General features: G+C 48.4%; 28 protein-coding genes and 2 tRNA genes. 9 read left to right on the top strand and 21 right to left on the bottom strand.

Going from position 1 to position 19,721, the window contains the following annotated elements; translation table 11 throughout:
- Positions 1-12: 12 nt before the first annotated feature.
- Complete coding sequence (locus FVF72_RS05100) at positions 13-426, bottom strand: membrane protein (RefSeq protein ID WP_013296462.1); 414 nt, start codon at positions 424-426, stop codon at positions 13-15.
- Positions 427-512: 86 nt separating this feature from the next.
- Here FVF72_RS05100 and map point away from each other — a divergent pair, with 86 nt between their 5' ends.
- Positions 513-1,403 carry a type II methionyl aminopeptidase gene (gene map, locus FVF72_RS05095; RefSeq protein WP_013296463.1) on the top strand — a complete coding sequence of 297 codons (891 nt, stop codon included), beginning with the start codon at positions 513-515 and terminating at the stop codon, positions 1,401-1,403.
- A gap of 78 nt (positions 1,404-1,481) precedes the next feature.
- Here map and frhB read toward each other — a convergent pair whose 3' ends face one another.
- The 4 genes from frhB to frhA are packed head-to-tail and all read right to left on the bottom strand — an operon-like array spanning position 1,482 to position 4,866.
- Complete coding sequence (gene frhB / locus FVF72_RS05090; RefSeq protein ID WP_013296464.1) at positions 1,482-2,327, bottom strand: coenzyme F420 hydrogenase subunit beta; 846 nt, start codon at positions 2,325-2,327, stop codon at positions 1,482-1,484.
- A gap of 12 nt (positions 2,328-2,339) precedes the next feature.
- Complete coding sequence (gene frhG / locus FVF72_RS05085) at positions 2,340-3,167, bottom strand: coenzyme F420 hydrogenase subunit gamma (protein ID WP_013296465.1); 828 nt, start codon at positions 3,165-3,167, stop codon at positions 2,340-2,342.
- Complete coding sequence (frhD, locus tag FVF72_RS05080) at positions 3,164-3,640, bottom strand: coenzyme F420-reducing hydrogenase, FrhD protein (RefSeq protein ID WP_147671377.1); 477 nt, start codon at positions 3,638-3,640, stop codon at positions 3,164-3,166. The genes frhG and frhD overlap by 4 nt, the downstream gene beginning before the upstream one ends.
- A gap of 8 nt (positions 3,641-3,648) precedes the next feature.
- Positions 3,649-4,866, bottom strand: a complete 1,218-nt coding sequence (gene frhA / locus FVF72_RS05075; RefSeq protein ID WP_147671376.1) for a coenzyme F420 hydrogenase subunit alpha — start codon at positions 4,864-4,866, stop codon at positions 3,649-3,651.
- Between the two features lie 240 nt (positions 4,867-5,106).
- Here frhA and FVF72_RS05070 point away from each other — a divergent pair, with 240 nt between their 5' ends.
- From FVF72_RS05070 to FVF72_RS05055, 4 genes are all read left to right on the top strand, one after another.
- On the top strand, positions 5,107-5,547 hold the full coding sequence (locus FVF72_RS05070; RefSeq protein WP_147671375.1) for a PepSY domain-containing protein: 441 nt from the start codon (positions 5,107-5,109) through the stop codon (positions 5,545-5,547).
- The gene (locus FVF72_RS05065; RefSeq protein WP_255503638.1) at positions 5,547-6,257 is read left to right on the top strand and encodes a proteasome assembly chaperone family protein; all 711 of its coding nucleotides are present in this window, start codon (positions 5,547-5,549) and stop codon (positions 6,255-6,257) included. Before FVF72_RS05070 ends, FVF72_RS05065 begins: the two co-directional genes overlap by 1 nt.
- 45 nt (positions 6,258-6,302) lie before the next feature.
- A tRNA-Arg gene (locus FVF72_RS05060) sits at positions 6,303-6,377 on the top strand.
- A gap of 22 nt (positions 6,378-6,399) precedes the next feature.
- Positions 6,400-6,474 (top strand) — tRNA-Arg (locus tag FVF72_RS05055).
- Positions 6,475-6,557: 83 nt separating this feature from the next.
- Here the strand turns inward: FVF72_RS05055 and FVF72_RS05050 are convergent.
- The 16 genes from FVF72_RS05050 to hpt all read right to left on the bottom strand — a co-directional run bounded on the left by FVF72_RS05050 (position 6,558) and on the right by hpt (position 16,154).
- The gene (locus FVF72_RS05050) at positions 6,558-7,718 is read right to left on the bottom strand and encodes a TIGR00375 family protein (protein WP_147671373.1); all 1,161 of its coding nucleotides are present in this window, start codon (positions 7,716-7,718) and stop codon (positions 6,558-6,560) included.
- A 28-nt stretch (positions 7,719-7,746) separates the two neighbouring features.
- Positions 7,747-8,520 carry a proteasome assembly chaperone family protein gene (locus tag FVF72_RS05045; RefSeq protein ID WP_147671372.1) on the bottom strand — a complete coding sequence of 258 codons (774 nt, stop codon included), beginning with the start codon at positions 8,518-8,520 and terminating at the stop codon, positions 7,747-7,749.
- An 11-nt stretch (positions 8,521-8,531) separates the two neighbouring features.
- The gene (locus FVF72_RS05040; protein ID WP_147671371.1) at positions 8,532-8,696 is read right to left on the bottom strand and encodes an RNA-protein complex protein Nop10; all 165 of its coding nucleotides are present in this window, start codon (positions 8,694-8,696) and stop codon (positions 8,532-8,534) included.
- Entirely contained in the window at positions 8,693-9,472 is a 780-nt protein-coding gene (locus FVF72_RS05035) for a translation initiation factor IF-2 subunit alpha (protein WP_013296473.1), read from the bottom strand. The genes FVF72_RS05040 and FVF72_RS05035 overlap by 4 nt, the downstream gene beginning before the upstream one ends.
- A 14-nt stretch (positions 9,473-9,486) precedes the next feature.
- The gene (locus FVF72_RS05030; protein WP_013296474.1) at positions 9,487-9,666 is read right to left on the bottom strand and encodes a 30S ribosomal protein S27e; all 180 of its coding nucleotides are present in this window, start codon (positions 9,664-9,666) and stop codon (positions 9,487-9,489) included.
- 14 nt (positions 9,667-9,680) lie between these two features.
- A complete protein-coding gene (locus FVF72_RS05025) occupies positions 9,681-9,959 on the bottom strand; it encodes a 50S ribosomal protein L44e (protein WP_013296475.1) in 279 nt (92 codons plus the stop codon).
- A 142-nt stretch (positions 9,960-10,101) separates the two neighbouring features.
- A complete protein-coding gene (locus tag FVF72_RS05020; protein WP_147671370.1) occupies positions 10,102-10,776 on the bottom strand; it encodes a DNA replication complex GINS family protein in 675 nt (224 codons plus the stop codon).
- Positions 10,777-10,795: 19 nt separating this feature from the next.
- Positions 10,796-11,530, bottom strand: a complete 735-nt coding sequence (gene pcn / locus FVF72_RS05015; protein WP_147671369.1) for a proliferating cell nuclear antigen (pcna) — start codon at positions 11,528-11,530, stop codon at positions 10,796-10,798.
- A 51-nt stretch (positions 11,531-11,581) separates the two neighbouring features.
- A complete protein-coding gene (locus FVF72_RS05010) occupies positions 11,582-12,010 on the bottom strand; it encodes a hypothetical protein (protein WP_255503637.1) in 429 nt (142 codons plus the stop codon).
- Between the two features lie 48 nt (positions 12,011-12,058).
- On the bottom strand, positions 12,059-12,373 hold the full coding sequence (locus FVF72_RS05005; protein WP_147671368.1) for a transcription factor S: 315 nt from the start codon (positions 12,371-12,373) through the stop codon (positions 12,059-12,061).
- Positions 12,374-12,451: 78 nt separating this feature from the next.
- A complete protein-coding gene (locus tag FVF72_RS05000) occupies positions 12,452-12,871 on the bottom strand; it encodes an NUDIX hydrolase (RefSeq protein ID WP_013296480.1) in 420 nt (139 codons plus the stop codon).
- 9 nt (positions 12,872-12,880) lie between these two features.
- Positions 12,881-13,480 (bottom strand): DUF99 family protein, encoded by a 600-nt coding sequence (locus FVF72_RS04995; protein WP_147671367.1) that lies wholly within the window; start codon positions 13,478-13,480, stop codon positions 12,881-12,883.
- Between the two features lie 9 nt (positions 13,481-13,489).
- The gene (locus FVF72_RS04990) at positions 13,490-13,747 is read right to left on the bottom strand and encodes a DNA-directed RNA polymerase subunit L (RefSeq protein WP_013296482.1); all 258 of its coding nucleotides are present in this window, start codon (positions 13,745-13,747) and stop codon (positions 13,490-13,492) included.
- Between the two features lie 13 nt (positions 13,748-13,760).
- Entirely contained in the window at positions 13,761-14,330 is a 570-nt protein-coding gene (locus tag FVF72_RS04985) for an exosome complex RNA-binding protein Csl4 (RefSeq protein WP_013296483.1), read from the bottom strand.
- 244 nt (positions 14,331-14,574) lie between these two features.
- On the bottom strand, positions 14,575-15,564 hold the full coding sequence (gene dph2 / locus FVF72_RS04980) for a diphthamide biosynthesis enzyme Dph2 (RefSeq protein WP_013296484.1): 990 nt from the start codon (positions 15,562-15,564) through the stop codon (positions 14,575-14,577).
- An 8-nt stretch (positions 15,565-15,572) separates the two neighbouring features.
- Positions 15,573-16,154: a hypoxanthine/guanine phosphoribosyltransferase gene (gene hpt / locus FVF72_RS04975; RefSeq protein WP_013296485.1), complete on the bottom strand. Its 582-nt coding sequence runs from the start codon at positions 16,152-16,154 to the stop codon at positions 15,573-15,575.
- Positions 16,155-16,306: 152 nt separating this feature from the next.
- On the opposite strand from hpt, the gene FVF72_RS04970 reads away from it, so the two are divergent.
- The 4 genes from FVF72_RS04970 to FVF72_RS04955 all read left to right on the top strand — a co-directional run bounded on the left by FVF72_RS04970 (position 16,307) and on the right by FVF72_RS04955 (position 19,697).
- Positions 16,307-17,635: a signal recognition particle protein Srp54 gene (locus FVF72_RS04970; RefSeq protein ID WP_013296486.1), complete on the top strand. Its 1,329-nt coding sequence runs from the start codon at positions 16,307-16,309 to the stop codon at positions 17,633-17,635.
- Positions 17,636-17,661: 26 nt separating this feature from the next.
- A complete protein-coding gene (locus tag FVF72_RS04965) occupies positions 17,662-18,870 on the top strand; it encodes a tRNA pseudouridine(54/55) synthase Pus10 (RefSeq protein WP_013296487.1) in 1,209 nt (402 codons plus the stop codon).
- A gap of 189 nt (positions 18,871-19,059) precedes the next feature.
- Entirely contained in the window at positions 19,060-19,350 is a 291-nt protein-coding gene (locus FVF72_RS04960; RefSeq protein ID WP_147671366.1) for a 50S ribosomal protein L21e, read from the top strand.
- 5 nt (positions 19,351-19,355) lie between these two features.
- Entirely contained in the window at positions 19,356-19,697 is a 342-nt protein-coding gene (locus FVF72_RS04955) for an RNA polymerase Rpb4 family protein (RefSeq protein WP_147671365.1), read from the top strand.
- Positions 19,698-19,721: the final 24 nt, after the last annotated feature.

The following is a 19,721-nucleotide window of genomic DNA, read 5'->3' as shown; positions in this document are numbered from 1 at the left end:
AAAACCTCCAGATCATTTTTTAAGTTTTGCATTGAGTTCTGCTTCCTTCTTCTCAATATCCTTCAGCATCCTCTCCAGTTTCCTGAACTCTGTTCTTGCCTCAAGGAGTGCAAGTCTCTCACTTATCTCACTCTGAAGATAACCCACCTCATGCATTATCTCAGATGTGTTCTTCCTTATGGCAGCCAGTTTCTCCTGCTTGTCCTTTGGGAGAGGTATGGTTGTCTCCATCAGGCGCTTTGCCTGCAGGTCGTTCTCAACAAGGGATATCTTTTTAAGTTCGATCTGCTTTTCAAGAAGCTGGATGTCGTTCTGGGATTCCCTAACCCTCCTCCACTGTATAGCCACAATGATAACTGTCACAAAAGCCAGGATGGATATTATAAGCCACAGTATGTTCTGAGGTATTGTTGCGGTGCTCGCCATATAGCTCCCCCTTGAAGTATTATCTGCTGGAAATAATATATAACTCCTTATTTAAATAAGTATCAGAACTCAGTTAAGTGGTAACGATGATCGAATCATACTTAAAGGCAGGTAAAATTGTATCAAAGGTTCGAAAAGAGGCTTCAGAAATCATAAGGGATGGTTTACCGGTAATAGAACTCGTGAATTACGTTGAGGATGGTATCAGAAGCAGGGGAGGTGAACCGGCATTCCCCTGCAATGTCTCCATCAATGAGGTCACCGCACACTACACTTCCCCTCCAGGTGACGAAAGCACAATATCCGAGGGCGACCTTGTTAAGCTTGACCTCGGGGCCCATGTGGATGGGTTCATAGCCGACACAGCCATCACAGTCCCTGTGGGTGATGTGGATGATAGGTGTTACAGAATGATGGATGCTGCAAGGGAGGCCCTTGAGAATGCTATCTCCACCATAAGGGCTGGTGTTGAGGTTGGTGAGGTTGGCCGTGTTATCCAGGAGACGATAGAGTCCCATGATATGAAGCCAGTGTCAAACCTTACAGGTCACAGCATGGACAGGTGGATACTCCACTCAGGGCTTTCAATACCCAACATAAGGGAAAACAATCCCCATGAACTCGAGGAGGGGGATGTGCTTGCAATTGAGCCCTTCGCAACCGATGGTGTGGGGCTTGTTACAGACATGCCCCAGACCCACATATTCAGGTTCCTCCGTGAAAGACCCCTCCGGCTTGTCCATGCAAGGAGGGTCCTCGGTAAGATAAGGGAGGAGTACCATTCCCTTCCATTTGCACAGAGATGGCTTGAAGAGTACTTTGAACCAAAAAGGCTCAGCGCCTCCATGAGGCTCCTGATACAGTCAAGGGCCATCTACCCCTACCATGTGCTTCGGGAGAAGAGCGGTGCCACCGTGGCACAGTGGGAGCATACGGTCATCGTTGAGGGTGATGGGTGCACCGTGATAACAGAATGAAATAATAGGTTGATGGGATCAGAATGGTGCGGGTAATCCATCTCCTTCCTCAAAATAAAAGAAAAACAGTTGATGGGATTAGAATGGTGTTGGTAATCCCATCTCCTTCCTTGCGGCGATGTTCTTCTCTGCTTTTTCCTTTTTCTGTGCGGCAAGTTTTTCAAGCAGTCCCAGGCCAGGTTTAACTTCCTCTATTGGTTTTGTCTCAAATAGGCCTGCTTCAACTGCCTGCTTGAATATTGAGTCCCCTGCGTCTGTCCTGGTTATGACGGTTGACCATCCATCAGGTGACCCCACTGAACCGGTTGAGACGTCTGCAAGTTCAGCCACGTAGTCCTTGCAGATCTTGCATCCTGCCTGCTCGTATCCATGGGTCTCCTTGAGTGGGAGGGTGAGGACATCATCCTGGGTGTATACCCAGAACTTCCCTTTACCTATATCCATCTTCTCAACGAGTTCCATGCTTACTCCGAGTTTCTCGCAGATGAAGGTCTGGAGTGATGTGTATGGGAAGTTTTCCATGCAGTATATACCCACCAGCAGCTTTATCTTATCTGCAAGGAACCTGACACCGAATGGGTAGGTCTGCATTTTCCTTATACCCATTGTCTGGCAGGGTATGGCAACTGTACCGAGTTTCTCTATACCGTACTGTCTGACGGCCTTCTTGAGCATCATCACGTTGGGTGAGAATGTGTACTTGGTACCGGCTGCTGCCTTGAGTTCATCTGAGCTCATGGCAACCATTGGCTGTGGTTTCCAGAACTCCTCACCTGGACCTGCAACAACTGCACCCTCAATGATACCCTCATCAAGGGCGTAAGCTAGAAGACCTGTGACTATTCCCCCGTCCTGGGCTAGTTTCTGAATCTCCCTGTCAGTTGATCTGGCGGAAACAATTTCCTTGTAAGTACCTAAAACCATTTTTCCAGCCTCCTATAGCCCTAACTCCTTTTTAATCTGTTCTTCTGGCCACCAGCTTCTTGGGCACTGCACGTAGCAGATTCCACATTTTATGCAGCGGTCACTGTTCAGTTCCGGCCTTCCGTTGGTCATATCAAGGGCCCTTGTCTGGCAGGCCATTGCACATGTTCCGCATCCAATGCAGAGACCCTGGTTCACGACCTTTGTCTGAAGGTCGCATCCGCATGCTTCGGTGTAACCTGCAAGGTCCAGCATTGGCTGCAGGTAATCCATATCATTGTTGAGAAGTGCAACAACGGTCTTTGCTATTATTTCAGGTGATGGTGGGCATCCTGGCAGTGCAAGGTCCACATCTATGAGGTCTGCTATCGGTACAAAGGACTCGTGTGATGGCTGTGCCTGCTGGCCACCCCTTGAGTACCTTGTGAAGCAGCCTGTTGCTGCGCATGAACCGAATGCGCAGACCAGTTTAGCCTTTTCCCTGAGTTCCTTGAGTTCGTGCAGGCTGTGTTCGTCCTGCAGACAGACGGAACCCTCCACAAGGGCCAGGTCCATCTCTGGCATCTCCCAGAGATCCACCAGGGTCTGTCCATATACTATGTCCACCATATTGGTGAGCAGTTCTGCGAGAATGTCGTAATTTTCGGTTAACGACATGGCGTCTCCGGTACATCCACTCAGGTGAATGTAACCTATTCTTGGTTTTGCATTTTCTTCAGCCACTTTTTCAACCTCCTCTTTTGAAGCTCCAACAGGTTCCGATTTTTCCTTTTCGGGTTCTTCCCTCTTAGCTTCAGCCTCCAATCCTAAAAATCTTTTGATTCGGGCGATTAAACTCATTTAGAAACCCCAATCTCCTCTAAGATCATCTGAATGGCCCTGGGAATAGCCTTCTTTACCGGGGGTGTGAGGCCCATTTCCACATTGGGAGCTGATATCTCCTCGGGTTTACACCCAATTACCACAACGTCAATTTTTTCACTGAGTTCATGGAGGGGCTGGCTCACTGGCCATGTGTGCATATTCTCATAGGATCCCTTTGGAATCTCAGTTACCTCGAATTTTCTGAGGGTTCCGGGTTCTGCATTGAATTCAACAACGTCCACAACTATCATCTTCTTCCACTGTTCATGTGGTAGTGAGAAGACAAAGTGTGGACCGCCAGTTCCAGCGTCTATGAACATTACATTTTCTGGTTTTTCCTTATCCTTGAAGTATTCTTCAAGGGCCTTGATAACCTCTGGGCCGAATCCATCGTCCTTGAAAAGGATGTTTCCACAGCCCACCACTAGAATCTCAGCGTCGTATGGCATGTTATTCCCTAGATTCTGACCATTTCGTTTTTAATCACTGATTTGTCCTCATCATCAACAACCATCACGTGTGTTGCGCATGAGAGACATGGGTCGTATGCACGTATAACGTGTGGTCCGTATTCATGGTGGAATCCTTCGGTTGCGGGACCCATTGTTGGGATGTTCCAGGTTGTTGGGACAAGTGCGCTGTAGAACTGGATCTTGCCATTCTCAACCTTGGCCATGTGCACGTCAAGTCCCCTTGGACCTTCTATTGCACCTATACCCAGTTTACCTGTACCTCTCTCATCGAAGTCTGCCCTTACAGGTGCTGATGTGTCGAGTTCATCCAGTATTTCTATTGCCCTTGAGAGTGCAGTTTTCATCTCAAGTGCCCTTGCAACGTGCTGTGCCACAACACCTCTTTCCTTGAAGCCCTGGAATTCAACCATCCTTGCCCTTGGGCCGACCTCCACGTTTCTTCCATCGTAGAGTGGTATTGTTGAGCAGGCCCTCTTGGCTATTTCAGGGTCATCGTACCAGCTTTCTGGCATTACCTCTGTGAACCTGTCAAGGTCGAATTTTGTCCTGTCACCATATAGCTGGTGGCTTGCGAGTGTGGGCTGGTTGTGGACACCAAGGCCCTCTGGAAGGCCCTTGTCCTCGATGAGGCCAATCATCAACTCAACGTGTTCGTTGAGTTTGGGTTTGAGCTGTTTGAGTCTTGCGTAGAGCCTTTTTCTTGCAAGTTCTGTTATGTTGTCGGCCATTCCACCTATCCTCACGTCTGATGGGTGGATACCCTCACCTGCCACCATGTCAACTACGTACTGTGCGTTTTTCCTTATCTCGGAGATTGAGTTTATGGCATCAGCCATCAGGTTTTCAGGTACGAAGTCGGGTGCTATGAGGAACTGGTGGATCGCATGGCTGTTTACGTGGTGTGCAGCCAGTGTGAGTTCCCTGAGGAGTCTTCCGGCCTTTGGAACCTCAATGTCAAGGGAGTCGTCTATTGCCTCAACGGAAGCCAGTGTGTGGGGTATGGGACACACTCCGCATATCCTCTGGACAATGACTGGAGCTGTTTCAGGTGCTTTACCTGTCACCATTTTCTCAAGGCCCCTGACAGGAGTAATACTGAAGTATCGCCCCTTTGTCACGATTCCTTCATCATCGACTTCCATGACAAGTTCTGCATGTCCTTCTTGTCGTGATGTCGGCGATATAACAATCCTTTCGCTCAAATGTATCACCTCTTGTTTTTAAAGTTCAAAAAACCTTCAATATTATAACTATTTTTAAATGTTATAAGTTTTTCAATTATAAAAAAAGTGAAAACTATTTATATTATGTTGTAAGTGAATTATTATTAGTAGAAAATCTACTTTATAATATTAATTTTTTATTCAGTAATACTGAATATTTATTTATATATGTACCCACATAGTCCATATGTGTTGTCAAACACGCGAGAAGGTGAGTTGATGATAAACTCAAAGATCCTAGCATCAGTGGCAATAGTCCTGATAATTGGAGCTGTTGCAGCAGGTTATCAGGTGAGTCAGAATTCCGAAACACTGTGGAAGTTCACCAACCCCCAGGGCGGTCAGGGCCAGGGGCCACAGCAGGGTGAGTCAAGCGTCCACAGTGAATCCCCCTCAACCACATCATCTCAGGGTGGCAGTGGTTCAGGTTCAGGTGGGGCTTCAGATATGAATGTGAAGATCTCATCTTCAGAGGCAAAGAGCATCGCGCAGAAGTACATAAAACAGGAGGGTGCCACTGCAGGGACCCCAAGGCTTGTTACGTTAAACGGTAAAAGGGTTTACATTGTGCCCGTGGAGATTAACGGCCAGGCCGTTGGGGAGATCTACATTGACCCCGTCACAGGCGAAAACCTTGGAGGGGCTGGTGGTGCGCCATGATGATCAAAACAGAAACCGAATGCTGTACAATTTATGCGGAGGATGTTGAGGATGCCGTTGTCCTTGAGGGCTCCCCTGGTGTGGGGCTCATAGGCAACATCCTCGGGTGGCTCCTTGTTGAGGACCTCAAAATGAAGGAGATAGGGTACATTGACTCCAAGTACTTTCCTCCACTTGCGGTTCTCTACAAGGGGGTCGCAATACATCCCTTCAGGATATATGAGGGGGATGGGATAGTGCTCTTCCTATCGGATTTCATCCTTCCACCTGCAGTGGTATATGATATGTCGAACGCAATTGTGGACTGGATGACCCGCAACAACAGCAGGGAACTCATAACCTTCAACAGCATGGTTGTCCGTGAAAAGTCACAGCCAGTTGCAGGTGCAGGTAACAGCCAGGAGGTCATCCAGAGACTCGCAGATCTCGGAATACCCATAGTCCCCTTCGGTAACCTCAACGGCATTTCAGGAACACTGCTTACAAGGTGCGCTGTTAAGAATATACCTGCCTCATGCCTCTTTGCAGAGATACTCAACCCCTACCCCGATCCCAGGGCCGCTGCAAGTGTTGTTGAGGTCCTAAATGAGATGCTGGGTACCAGTGTCGACCCCGAGCCACTCCTACAGGAGGCCCAGGCCATAGAGTCACGCCTCAAGAAGCTCGCAGAGACCGTTCAGGGGGAGGCAGAAACACCCATATACATGTAAAAGTTTATATATGAAGAGATCCAATATCTTTTTACTCTTTTGGTAGGGCCCGTAGCCTAGCCAGGATAGGGCGTCGGACTTCTAATCCGAAGGTCCCGGGTTCAAATCCCGGCGGGTCCGCTAAAAACAGGTGAGTACGGAGGGGCCCGTAGCCTAGCCAGGATAGGGCATCAGACTCCTAATCTGAAGGTCCCGGGTTCAAATCCCGGCGGGTCCGCTCACATTTTTCTATTCTGATTTTAAGGGTTGACTTATAAAGTTAGTTTAAGTAAAAGAGTCATTTTTTTGTTGATTATAAATCTACCTGAAGTATGCGTCAAGTGTCTCGGCAGGGAACCTTATCTCACCGTATTTACCCCCACCGCCGGGTATAACGGTGAGTGAACCATTCCTAAAGGCCTCAACTGCAACAGCAACACCGGCATCGATCCTTCCAATATCCTCAATGGGGGCGCTGAGAAGAACATCGATCTCTGTCCCGAACTCCCCCACAAGGCCCTCCCAGATGCCCTGCACGAACTTTGTTGTGACACCCTTACCATACTTCATCCCTATTATCTCTGCAAGGGGCATGATATGGACATACGGCGGCCTGTGGGGGGGATGGTGTGGCTCATCCCAGGTTGAAAGTTCATAGATCCTGTAGTCAACACCCTTCTTGATCCTGCCTCCGCAGGGGCATTTCATCTTCATCTGAAGTGCCTCTTCAGGGCTGTAAATCCTGTAGCACCTTGTACATGCGGTCATATGGTACTTTCCAAGGCGGGGGTCCAGGCCATAGTTTGCCCTGATCCTGCACTTCCTGATTGACCTTTTGAGGGATGTGAAGGATATGTCATCCATTTCAAGCTGGTTGAACTCCCTCCCAAGCCTGTGGGGCCACGGTGAGTGGGCATCTGAATTTGTGAGGAATGGTATATCTGCAAGTTCAGATATCTTATCGGCCATTTCAGTGTCCGCAGAGAGTCCCAGTTCAAGGAAATCCGGTCGCTTCCCGTAGCAGTCCAGGTAGCTGTCATATGATTTGTACATGCTGGTCCATGGTGTGAAGGCATGTGCCGGACCCGCGATACCATCGTATTCATGTACCATTTCAAGTATCTGGGCCCCGTTCATCCGCACTCTGGGTCTTCCATCTGAGGTGGTGGTTGAGGGCATCCTCTCCCCCATTTCCTCTGCAGCCTCCAGGGATGGGAGTATTATGAGGTGGTGAATCCTCCTTGAGTCCTCAACCTCCGCGGTTATTATGAAGCTGCACTCATCCCGCACATACACACCATCCCCTGCGTATTCCGTGGATTCCTCAATGATTTTCCTCCACCCAGGGTGAAATGCGTCCCCTGTTCCCACGATATGGAGGCCCTTGAGTTTTGCCTGGGGCGCTATTGCCTCAATGACCATGTTGCGGGATGTTGCCCTTGAAAAACAGCTGTGTATATGTAGATCGGCATTTAAAATCATTTAATCAGCCAGAAAAAATAATTGAGAGTTAACCTATGTAACGGAGGTCCTCCTCGCCGGGCTTGAGATTCATCCTGTCAATCATCTCCTGCTCCATCTGCTGGGCCCTGGAGATCATCTTCCGTGTCTCCTCTGCACGCTCCTCGAGTTTCTCAAGGTCCACCTGTAGTTTTGTCATCTCAAGGAGCACCTCCAGAAGCGCCCTGGCAGCCTCCGCATCTATGAAGTAGCCTGGTGTTTCACCCATGAGGCAAACTCCACGCATACCCCTCATCCTTCCCATTCCAAGGAGGAGTCCTGAGGCACCTATTATACCCCCATCTGCAGAGCGAAGGATAACATCGTGCTCTTTAAGGCTCTCAGCAAGCTCCATATCTGTGGCTGCACCGTAAACCCTTGCCTTATCAACAGGCTGACCGGTTGCAAGTCCTCCAAGGGTGTATATCCTCTCAACCCCGTAGCCCTCAACAAAGTCTAGTATCATGCCGCAGATCTCATACTGGCCCTCAGGTGAAAGGCCCTGGGTGTTCCCAACAAGTATTATATAATCCCTTTTATCCTCACCAGCCTCCCTGAGGTAGTAGAACTCGTTCTTCATGGGTTCAACTATGCCATTCTCATCTACCAGAACCTGTGGTGGGAATGATGGAGAGTAGAGTTCAGCGAACCTGACAGCCTGGAGTTCATCTATTATATGGTCAGCTGCGAGTTTCCCGACATGCCCTATCCCTGGAAGCGCCTCAATGAAAACCGGGCTGGAAAGTTCAACATCCTCCAGAATATTTATGGTTGTTTCCCTCATTTTATTCACCACTACTCCTCAAGTAAAACCTCTCTTTTGAGTCTTCTCCGGTATTCGCCATACCTGTCCTCAGGGGAAAATTTTGGGGGATAAACAACCCCTGTTGATCCGCCGCAGCGGGGGCATACATCCCTAAGGGTGTACTCCATGCATGAACGGCATCTTCTCATCTTCATGTCAGTTCACGGAGGAATTCTCCCTCTCCACCCTCTTTTTCCACTATATCTATGCACCTCTGGGCCGCTTCCTTGAGCTGTTTCTCGGCCTTGAGGTAATCTGTTGATTTCACTATAAGCCTGTACCTGGGGGCCCCGACGGCCTGGACGGTTATGCCCTCATCCTGGGCAGATTTAAGGGCCTTCCTGATTATTTCAACACCGTTGGGTGCATAGGACTTTATATCAACATATCCTGTGATCTGAACCTCGGGGGGTGTTATGTTACGTTTGGCAACCTCTGTTATGACAGCGGCCCAGTCCTCTGGGACGCCCTCCTCCAGAAGTGCATTTTCACCCTCCTCTGCAGCGGTTTCAAATGCGCCGTAGAGGTCGCCGAATATGTCCATGAGTTCGTATCCGACCTCCTCGTAGGCCGTGTCAAGGTCCTTTCCCAGATCCTTTGCTGCCAGTTCAAGGAACTTTTCAGCCTTCTGTTCTATTTTCCAGGCCTGGATCTTCTTTGTACGCTGGTCCTCCCTTATCCTTTTCATGGAAACATCCACGTGCCCCTTCCTTGGGTTCACACGGAGGACCCTGGCAACTATCTTCTGGTTCTCCCTTACGAAGTCCCTTATATTCTTAACCCATCCAGAGGATACCTCGGATATGTGAATGAAAGCCTCCTTCCCTGGATATTCCTCCAGGGTTGCGAAGGCGCCGTAGTTGAGGACCTTGTGAACGGTCCCAACCACCAGTTCACCCTCTTCAGGCCATTCATTTTTTCTTCTTACCATGAAAAACACCTAGATTAATCCAGGACCTCTAGAATCTGGGCTTTGATCTTTGATTTTCCTCCTGTTGGCTCAACAAGTGTTTTACCGCAGATTATGCACTGGACGTATGATGCTGCCCTGTCAAAGACCACCTGCTGGTTACCGCAGTCCATACATTTAACCCGGAGAAAATTACCTTTCGTATTGTAGAACATCACACATATCACCCCTAGGCTACAAATTCAACTCTTCCAGCCCTGAAGGACCTTTTCTTGATGTGTGATTTTCCACATTCCTTGCATTTGAGCCTGAGGTCAAGCTTCTTGACGGGTTTGTTACCTGAGGGGAGTGGACGTGGGTAACCCCTGTAACCGGCTGTTACACGTCTGAACTGCCTCTGACCCCATTTGAGTTCACTTGCCTTTCTTCTTTTTGATTCAAGTACCTCGTGAACTGTGTGTTTTCTACAGTTTGGACAGTAAGTTCTTCTTTCCTTGGGAATCTTCATATCTAATCACCTCTTAAGTGAAAAAGTAAGCCTTTAAAATAACTGGAACTTTTTTTATACTGGGTTAGTATATCTCAAATCTCTATTTATACCTTTGTATGGAACCTTTCAGACAGACAGAAATGTACCAGGAGAATGGTATTTATGAGTACCTTATCCTCCTGCCCTTCCTTGCATTTATAAACACATCTGCATTGAGCGATGGGAGTGTAACAATGTCCTGTGGCCTGAATGGGCCGTAAATTTTTTCATCGACCCCCATTATCCTTGCAGGCACCTCCTCAAATATCAGCACCGTCTCAATGCCTCCCCTATCATCCAGTGCATTGGCCCTGATTTCATTTTCAGAGGGTTGGGAATCTTTTTTCTTCGGCTTCTGGATAACTTCAGGTTCTGCACGTGGTTTCTCTTTCTCCTTATCAAGTTCTATCGAAGGAATTATTTTCTCCCTGAATTCCCTCAGGGTCTCTATAAGTGAAAAGTAGAGTTCCTCCTCCTCGGGGGTCATGTTGAGGGGAGTTGTATCCTGGAGGTCAAACTGGGGTTTCCCGTTGAACAGGTGGTATGACCTCTGGACGTTCATCACTGCACTGTCTGTTATCTTGTGCTCCCTTCTCTCACATATCTCGGTGGCTATCCTCTGGGTGTCCCTTATAAGGTAGTGTTCCTTTGCAAAGGGGTCATTTCCAACCGCCTCGAGGAGATCCTCCAGGTAGCTGTGGACCCTCTCATAGAAGTCATCACCAACCCTTGCAAGACCGCTTTCAGTTCTCTCCTTTTTCTGAATCCTCCTCAGTTTCTGAAAGAATTCGTCCAACCCCATTCCTCACCAGCAGTTATTCCTCTGCCTCGATTCTTGGAGCAAGGAGGAAACTCAGCTCTCCCTCATTGCTGGCCATCTTCAGTGTTAGTTTAAGGGGCATGTCATCTCCCAGGTTGATGATTGCTGTCTCACTGAACTTATCGGCCTTGAGCATCTCCTTTATCTTGTCAAGTGAGTAAACACTCCTTGCAGGTTTACTTATCTTTTCACCATGGAGATATTCTATCTCGGCGTCTCCGAATTCCCCCTCGGCAGATGCCATGAAGCGATCCTCATCAACACGGAATGTTATCTTATCGGAGAATATGTCTATATCTGCTATTGAGTCCTTGAGGAGCTGGAATGGCACCTCAAATTCGTTCTCATACTGGATTTCAGGAGGACTTGGGGTTTCATATTCAATGTCAATCAGCCTTATCTTGAAGGTCCTTACTGCCTCTCCCTCAAACTGGACTATAAGGTTCCCCTCATCGGTTGATAGTATAACCCTGTCGTTTGCCTTGGCCCTCTTGAGGACCTTCATGAGTTCCTCTGTATCCACGTTTATCTTCTCTGGTTCATCGCAGACATATTCATCGAAGAGTTCAGATTTCAGTTCAAGGTGCACGTATGTGATATGGGACCTGTCAAGGGCGTCGAGACGCAGGCCTTCGGCACTGATCTGTATCTGAACCTCATCAACAATGGATGATATGGCATCGAAGCTCGTCCTTAAAATGTTAGGATCATTCAATTCTGCCTTGAACATTTTCGTCCTCCTTATCCTATATAGCTAGATATTGGGGTCATTCTTTATATACTATTTCTCCTCTTTTTCCTCTTCCCCTGTTTCAGCACTCTTAACCTGTTTATAGAATCTTTCAAGGGGGGTCCTGCCTACAATGCTCTGTACCATTGAGGCACCCAGCAGCAGGAGACCAGTGAGTATGAGGAATGCTGCAATGACTGTGTTCTCACCTGAGACAACGTTATCCACAACCCTCTCTGATGAGCCGATAATTGCGATTATTCCTGCGATTATAAGGACCGCTCCAAGGGCCATGGCTGAGTACCTGACTATTTCATCCCGGTACCTTATTATCAGTGTCACCGGGAACCCATGATCAGATTCATCATTCTGGATTTCTTCCCTTATCCTTGATATGAAACCCTTCAGAAAACTGGGTTCCTCTGGTTTTTCCTTGTTTTCAGCTCCGGAATCTTTGGTTCCGGTTTTTTCGGTGCTCATCGTGAACCGTCCTCAATCTTCAGAATCTAAAGCAGAGCACTTCATGCCTCAATCGTATTCCCTCCAGGTGTACTTGCAGCGGGTGCACCTGAAGAACCTTGTTTCAGATTCATCAGCCCTTCTTGTCTGCTGCAGCCACCAGAAGGCCTCCATGTTACCGCATTTTGGGCATTCCACCCTTGTTGTTGGTAGTGTGCTCACATCATCTCCTGTGAATATGACGTTGTCCTTTGATTCAACTTCCTCTGAAAAGTTGTATTTGTCCTTGAGTTTATCTGTGATATCCTTTTCATAGCCACACTGACAGCTGAATTTTCCCTTCGCAGGAAACATTACAGCTCCGCACCTGGGACAGAACTCCATTTTCTTCCTCCTGATAAGAGAAACTAAATTTTTTGATTTTTAAAATTTTTCTGCAATGACACTTATAATTTTTTTGATTTAATTTACTCCATTCTGGTTTCTAATGGATTTTATGAAGTCATCAAGTATCCGTGAATGGTCAAATGCAAGGTTATCATAGGGTATATCCTCAATATGAAACACCCTGGCTTCGGCAGCATCGGATCCTCCAACAGGTCTTCCTGAAGCAACTGCAGTGAAGCAGATGCTCACGGTGTGCCCCCTGGGATCCCTTGAGGGGTCCGAGTATACGCCAAGAAGACCCTCCAGTTCCACCTCAAGTCCGGTCTCCTCGAGGGCCTCCCTCCTTGCAGCTTCTTCCACTGTTTCCCCGTATTCAACGAATCCTCCTGGAATGGCCCATGAGCCCTCATATGGGGGTTTTCCCCTCCTTACAAGTACCAGGGTGTTCTCTGATAACCTTATTATCACATCCACCGTGAGTAGTGGTGTCCTCATATCAATACCTCATGCGCTGCCCCTTGACTCACCAAGTTTAACCCCTGATGCAATGAGATGTGCCGCCCGGAGGGGCTCGGGAATGGAACTTCTGGTCGTTGAGAGCCTCACAATCTCAGCTGCATCCTCCTGGTCTATACCGGCAGTCTGTATGTAAACTGTCTCGGCGGATTCTACCCGGTGGATCTCCCCGGCGTCATCTATCATCTGCCACCTCTTCTTCCAGTCAGGGAATCTGTGCTTCAGGGCTATCCTTATCCCCTCAAGGTCAGGGTATTTGCGTACAACCACTATGACAGGGAGTCCAGTTCTTGAGGATATCTCATTTATATCCGCCACGTTGAAGCCGCCGAAGGTGAGGCCATCCAGCATTATAACCCTCAGCTGGTTGAGGTGTCTTGAGCCATTCACCATTTCAACTATCTTCTCTGTGGCATCATCCCCATCCACCCTTATCTTCGTTGTGAGGACCCCGTCAAGCCAGTGCCCTCCCCTGAAGACTGTGCCCACGAGGAGCACGTCCTCGTCACTTTTGGGTGTGAATGGGGCGTCATCTATCCCGAGAATCCTTATCTCGGATTTTATCTGCCTGAAATTACGGTTCTCCATAAAAAATAGTTAGGCGGACTCTATGAGTGACCTGAACTCATCGCATCTCTCAATTAGAGTCCCAGCTGCCTTGATGAGTGATTTCTTGGGGCTCCTTGCCCTTATGTAAAGCTGTGGTTCCCCCACTATGGGGTGGTCGATGGAGTAGGCCGCGGCCTTAACGGTTTCATCCTCCATCAGTATGCTCCTCAGTACATTGCAGAGGGTGTGTGTTTCGCCCTCGAATACTATCTCCATTTCATATCTCTTGTTAAGAATGATTTCCATTTTTCATTACCCCTTAACCTTCATAATTCGCTGATAGTTTCCTTTTTTCCCTGTTTTCACAGTTGGGACACCTCACCTCGTCCCTGCCGTTCATCTCCATGAAGTGCCTGCACCTTGTGCACATGGCCTTTATGACACCAAGGTCACGGGATGAGGTCTGGAGGTCTATACCATCAAGGCCCATAACCTTCGTAACCCTTGCCTCCACTATATCCCCTATCCTGAAGGCCTCTGTAAGTTTAGAGAGGTAGCCCTTCTTTGCCTGTGAAACATGGACGCCCCCAACAAAGTAGGTTGCAAGGGCCCTCCTGTTACCCTTGATGCTGTGTATTCTCACAAGGGCCCTCTGGCCCCTCACATCTATTACCTCTCCAATAACCCTTGAGCCTGTCCTGAGGACGGGGGGTGTGCTGAACTTTGAGATTACCTTTATGCTCTTATTCCTATCATCCCTTGCAACCTCTCCAACAACAAGGGACTTTATTTCTCCATCGTCGTCGTAGGTCCCCTCTGAGGGGAGTACCTCTTCACTTACAGCTAAAAAGTCTCCGGGAAAAACTATGTCCCCAGATTTAACTTTCATCCATTCACCTCTTGAAGGTAAAAACAATACCTCATAGTTATAGTGGGTTATGATTACTTTCTGATTATATATATGCTTTTTGTATGATAAGTTGAGGATCGATCGTTACTCACAGCGTATGGCTGTAAGATGTCAACATGGTTTTCTGCAGGATTATCCGTCTGCTTCTCAGTGAACCACCGATCCCAGGTAAGATCGTTAACATGGTTTCTGCAGGATCCAGTTAAACCATCAGTGAAGCTATTCAAGAAATTATCTCATCGAGGACGTAATCCTCCCATTCCCTTTCACCAAGGGCTATCTCAAGTTCCGATGGGTTAAGGAGTGGTCTATCATAGATCTGTGAGTCGTCAATGGCAATCCTTGGGCAAGCTGTAACCACGAACGCCTCGATCTCCCTGAATGGCAGCAGTGCCTCCGGTGATACGTTTTCAAGCAGGAAGATGAATGCATCCCTTCCAGCAGCCTCCAGCTTCCTCTTTACCTCAAGGGCCAGTTTGAATCTCCTCTGCCCCTCCTTTGATGAAACTATTATCCCCCACCTACTGGCGGAGGAGGCCCTGTTTATCCTTGCGAATCTGATCCTGAGGACCCTATCTGCGAATTCATCCAGTCTCCTTACTTCACCATGGTAGGGGTCAGCCACCACAACATCCCTTCCTGTTAAAAGTTTTATGCCCAGTGGATGGAAGTTTCCGCTTCCGATGAAGAGGTATGCATCTGCATCGGTATTTCTGATGGCTGAAAAGTTACACCCGAGTACCTGGCCCTCGGCGGTGTTTACCCCTGAGCCCTTAACAACCTCAAATCCCCTCTCCTCAAGGAAAGACGCTGCCTCATCAAGGAGGTGGAGGTGCTGTGCGGTTGTTGCAAGGCCCACCCTTTCGTGGCCATCCAGGAGACGGGCAGCATCCTCAAGGACCCCCCTTACATCAACCCCTGAACGGGCCTCGATGAATATGACGGGCACCTCATAGTCAATGGGAAATGGTGTGTGCCCGTAGTGGATTATGAGATCAGCCATGCCCTTCATCTTCCTGTCTGAAACATCACATGCTCCGAAGCATGGGTCTGCAGATATAAGAGCTGTCGCATCCGTTTCTGATTCTATAATCTCTGCAAGTTCAACAGCCCTTGTTTTAAGTCCCTCAGGAAATTGAAGTCCAACAACATCTACTTTGAGGCGTTTTATTTCCCTGATAACCCTTTCTGTTTCAAGATCATAGAGTGACATTTAATCATTCAGCCCCCATCCGGGATGTCCTCAACGGTGACCCGCCCGTCAACAACATCTGCCTTCACAAGGCTCCTTACAGTGAACCCTGTCCTCTCCTTCACCACCCTTGAGCCCTCACCCTTATCTATGACGGTTACAACGTCCACAACCTCCACTTCCATCTCCCTGAGGGCCTCGAGGACAGCCAGCAGTGTTCCGCCGGTACTCACGACGTCATCTATTACCATTACACGGTCGTCCCCATCAACACCGTTTATGTAAAGTTCTCCCTCACTGTAACCTGTCATCTGGTGGACCGCAACCTCCCCGGGGAGGCCGTACCTCCTTTTTCTCACGACAACAAAGGGTATGCGGGTTTTGAGTGATAGCACCGTGGCATGGTGTATACCCATGGCCTCAATGCACACTATCTTATCCACACTGGCCGGATCTGGGTTGAATCTTCTCACTATTTCATCTGCAATTTCCTCAAGGAGTTCAGGCTCTGTGAGTGGTATCCCATCAGTTACAGGGTTAACAAAGTAGTCATACTCCCCCTTCTTTATTACAGGGGAATTTCTGAGGCTTTCCTTTAGTTTATCAAGCATTTTTCAATCACCCGTTATGGTCTGTGAACAGTGATAATAACCGGGACTATTCAGTGTATCCACAGCGTCACAGGATACGCTTTATAAAGGATCTTAATATATAAGTTGGCCCCAACAATAGTTAATGATTACTGATCACTGCAGGTGAAACTATGCTTGGAAATCTGGGCAGGAGTCTCAGTAAAACTATGAAAAAACTGGCAGGGATGACCATAGTTGATGAGGAGGTCGTGAAGGAAGTCATTAAGGATATACAGAGGGCCCTGATCCAGTCTGACGTTAACATAAAACTTGTATTCAACCTTTCAAAATCAATAGAGGAGCGGGCTCTTAACGAGGAGCCCCCAAAGGGGATAACACCCAAGGAGCACATCATAAGCATAGTCTACGAGGAGATGGTTAAGCTCCTTGGTGAAAGGTCCCATGAATTAAAGATAGAGGAGAAACCCTACAGGATACTCTTCCTGGGGCTTCAGGGAAGCGGTAAAACAACAACCATCGGTAAACTTGCAAGGTACCTTCGTAAGAAGGGTTTCACCGTGGGTGTGGTCTGTACAGACACCTGGAGACCCGCGGCCTTTGAACAGCTGAAGCAGTACACAGAGGGCCAGGATATCAGTGTCTATGGGGACCCTGAAAACAAAGACGCCCTTGACCTTGCAGAGAAGGGGCTTGAAAGGTTTCAGAAAAAGGATGTTATCATATTCGACACCGCAGGAAGGCACAAGGAGGAGAAGGACCTCCTCAGGGAGATGGAGGAACTTTCGGCCGTCATTAAACCCCATGAGGCCATACTCGTAATCGATGGGACAATCGGCCAGCAGGCAAGGGAACAGGCCCTTGCATTCAGGGAGGCCACAGATATCGGGTCAATAATCGTTACAAAGCTTGATGGGTCAGCCAAGGGTGGAGGTGCACTCTCAGCGGTTGCAGAGATTGGTGCCCCCATCAGGTTCATAGGTACCGGGGAGCGAATAGATGACCTTGAGGTATTCGACCCTGAAAGGTTCATATCAAGACTTCTTGGAATGGGGGACCTCAAGAGCCTCCTTGAAAAGGTTGAGGAGGTCTCAGATGAGGAACTTGCTGAGGAATCCCTCGACGCCATACTATCCGGGAAGTTCACACTGAAGGATATGAGGGTCCAGTTTGAGATGATGGGCAAGATGGGGCCCCTGCAGCAGGTCATGAATATGCTCCCGGGTGTCGGGAAACTCCCCAAGGACGCCACAAAGATGACCGAGGAGACCATAAGGAAGTACCTTATCATAATGGACTCCATGACAGAGGAGGAACTGGAAAAACCCGACATAATCAAGCAATCCAGGATCAGAAGGATATCAAGGGGGTCAGGTACCCGGAACGAGGACGTCAAGGAACTTTTAAAGTACTACAGGGTCACCAGGAAGGCCATGAAGGGCCTTGGCAGAAGGAAGATGGGTGGCCCAATGGGTCAGCTGATGAGGCAGTTCATGAGGTAGATCTGATTTAAACCAGGAGAATTAAAATGGACGTTCAGGAAAGACTTGATGCCATCTTGGATATCACAGACTCTAAAATATGTCCCCACTGCCTTGGAAGACGTTTTTCTGACGTCATGGAGGGTCCTGGAAACCGCCTGAGGGGTGAAAGGCTTGTTGAAAAATTTTCACTCCATCTGGAAGGCCCCTGCCTGGTATGTGGCGATGTGTTTGAGAGGCTCGATGAGGCTGCCCTGAGGGTCAGGGAGAAGGTGGATGACCTAAACCTGGAGTACTCATCGGTACTCGTGGGTACAAGGCTCCCTGATGATGTGCTCAGAATTGATGAAGAGATAGACAGGCGCCTTGGAATCCAGGTGGAGGGTATCAAAAGAGAGGTGAACCGTGAACTCGGCAAGAGGGTCACCTCCATCCTCCGATGCCCTGCGGACTTTGAATCACCTGACCTTGTAATAACTGTTGATCTCAGGGGGCAAATAAGGGTCCATGTTCAGATAAACCCCATCTTCATTGAGGGACGATACCGTAAACTTGTCCGTGGTATACCCCAGACAAAATGGCCCTGCAGGAGCTGCCGCGGGAGGGGGTGCAGCAGGTGCGATTATACCGGTAAAATGTACCCCACATCCGTGGAGGAACTCATATCAGAACCTGTCCTCGAGGCGACAGGGGGAAGTGACAGTAAGTTCCATGGCTCTGGCAGGGAGGATGTGGATGTGCGGATGCTTGGAACCGGAAGACCCTTTGTGCTGGAGATTAAGGAGCCGGCAATCCGCACACCGGATCTAAGGGCACTGGAGGATGAGATAAACAGAAGAGCGAGGGGCATGGTTGAGGTGGCTGATCTGAGGTTCTCCTCAAGGAACCGGAAGGTGGAACTCAAGGAGTCATCAAGGAAAAAGTACAAGGTCTACCGTGCCATTGTTGAACTCGAGGGTGCCGTGTCTGATGAGGACCTGGTAAAGCTTGAGAAACTTGACCTGATAAGGCAGCGGACCCCGTTGAGGGTTTCACACAGAAGGGCTGACAGGATCAGGGAACGCAGGGTCCTTGAAATATCCTGGAAACGCCTTGACGATCACCTGGAACTTATAATAAAGGCTGAGGGTGGACTGTACATAAAGGAACTGATCTCAGGGGACTCGGGCCGTACAGAACCCAGTGTGAGCAGCATCCTGGGTGTACCTGCAAGGTGCGCCAGCCTTGATGTCCTTGAGGTCGGGGAGCCCGCATGAAGCTTCATCTGACCCTGAAGACAAGCCTGATGATGATCTCCCCCTTCAACTTGAGAGATCCCCTGACCTGAGGAAAAATATATATTTATGGAAATGTTAAATACAGAACTTATAAGTTTAGATGTCTGATTCTTGTAAGGTTTCAATGACTGTTACAAGCCATCACAGGCTTTTTATGGAGGTTAAAAAATGAGAAGATCAAGAGGTTTCAGAAGTAAAACAAGACACAAGCTTCAGAAGGTTAAAAGACCTGGAAGATCAAACCCGATAACAAGGAAGATCCAGAGCTTCAGTGAGGGTGACCTTGTACACATAATAATAGATCCAAGCATCCACCGGGGCCAGCCCCACCCCCGCTTCCATGGTAAAACAGGCCGTGTTGCCGGTATGATGGGCAGATCATATGTTGTTACCATAAGGGATGGTAACAAGGAGAAACAGCTTGTGGTGAGGCCAGAGCACCTTCAGATGCAAGAGTGATTCCCATGATAGGGAAAAAGGTTCTGGAAAGTGAACCTGTTTCAATGGCAGAGGTTAAGGAGATACTTGAAAAATTCGGGGAAGAACATGAGCTCACCTACGAGCAGAACCTTGTCCTTGACCATGTAACCCGCTTTTCAAGGCTTGACCCTGAAACCAGCAGGAGTCTCATTGAGGAACTGATTGGTATCCCAAACATAAAGAGGAGGCATGCTGTCAAGATCGCAGATATCATGCCTGTGGACCTATCTGACCTCCGTTTAATCTTTGCCAAGGAAAGGGTCCCCATAAAGGCAGAGGACCTGCCAGGCATACTCGAGGTAATAGATAAATACCGGGTCGAATAAAAATAATATCTGACCTGAAAAATT

Origin of the sequence: Methanothermobacter sp. KEPCO-1 (genome assembly GCF_008033705.1) — an archaeon.
Lineage (GTDB): Archaea > Methanobacteriota > Methanobacteria > Methanobacteriales > Methanothermobacteraceae > Methanothermobacter > Methanothermobacter marburgensis.
Note: the sequence above shows the minus strand (reverse complement) of the source record. Positions and strands in the feature narration are given on the sequence as shown.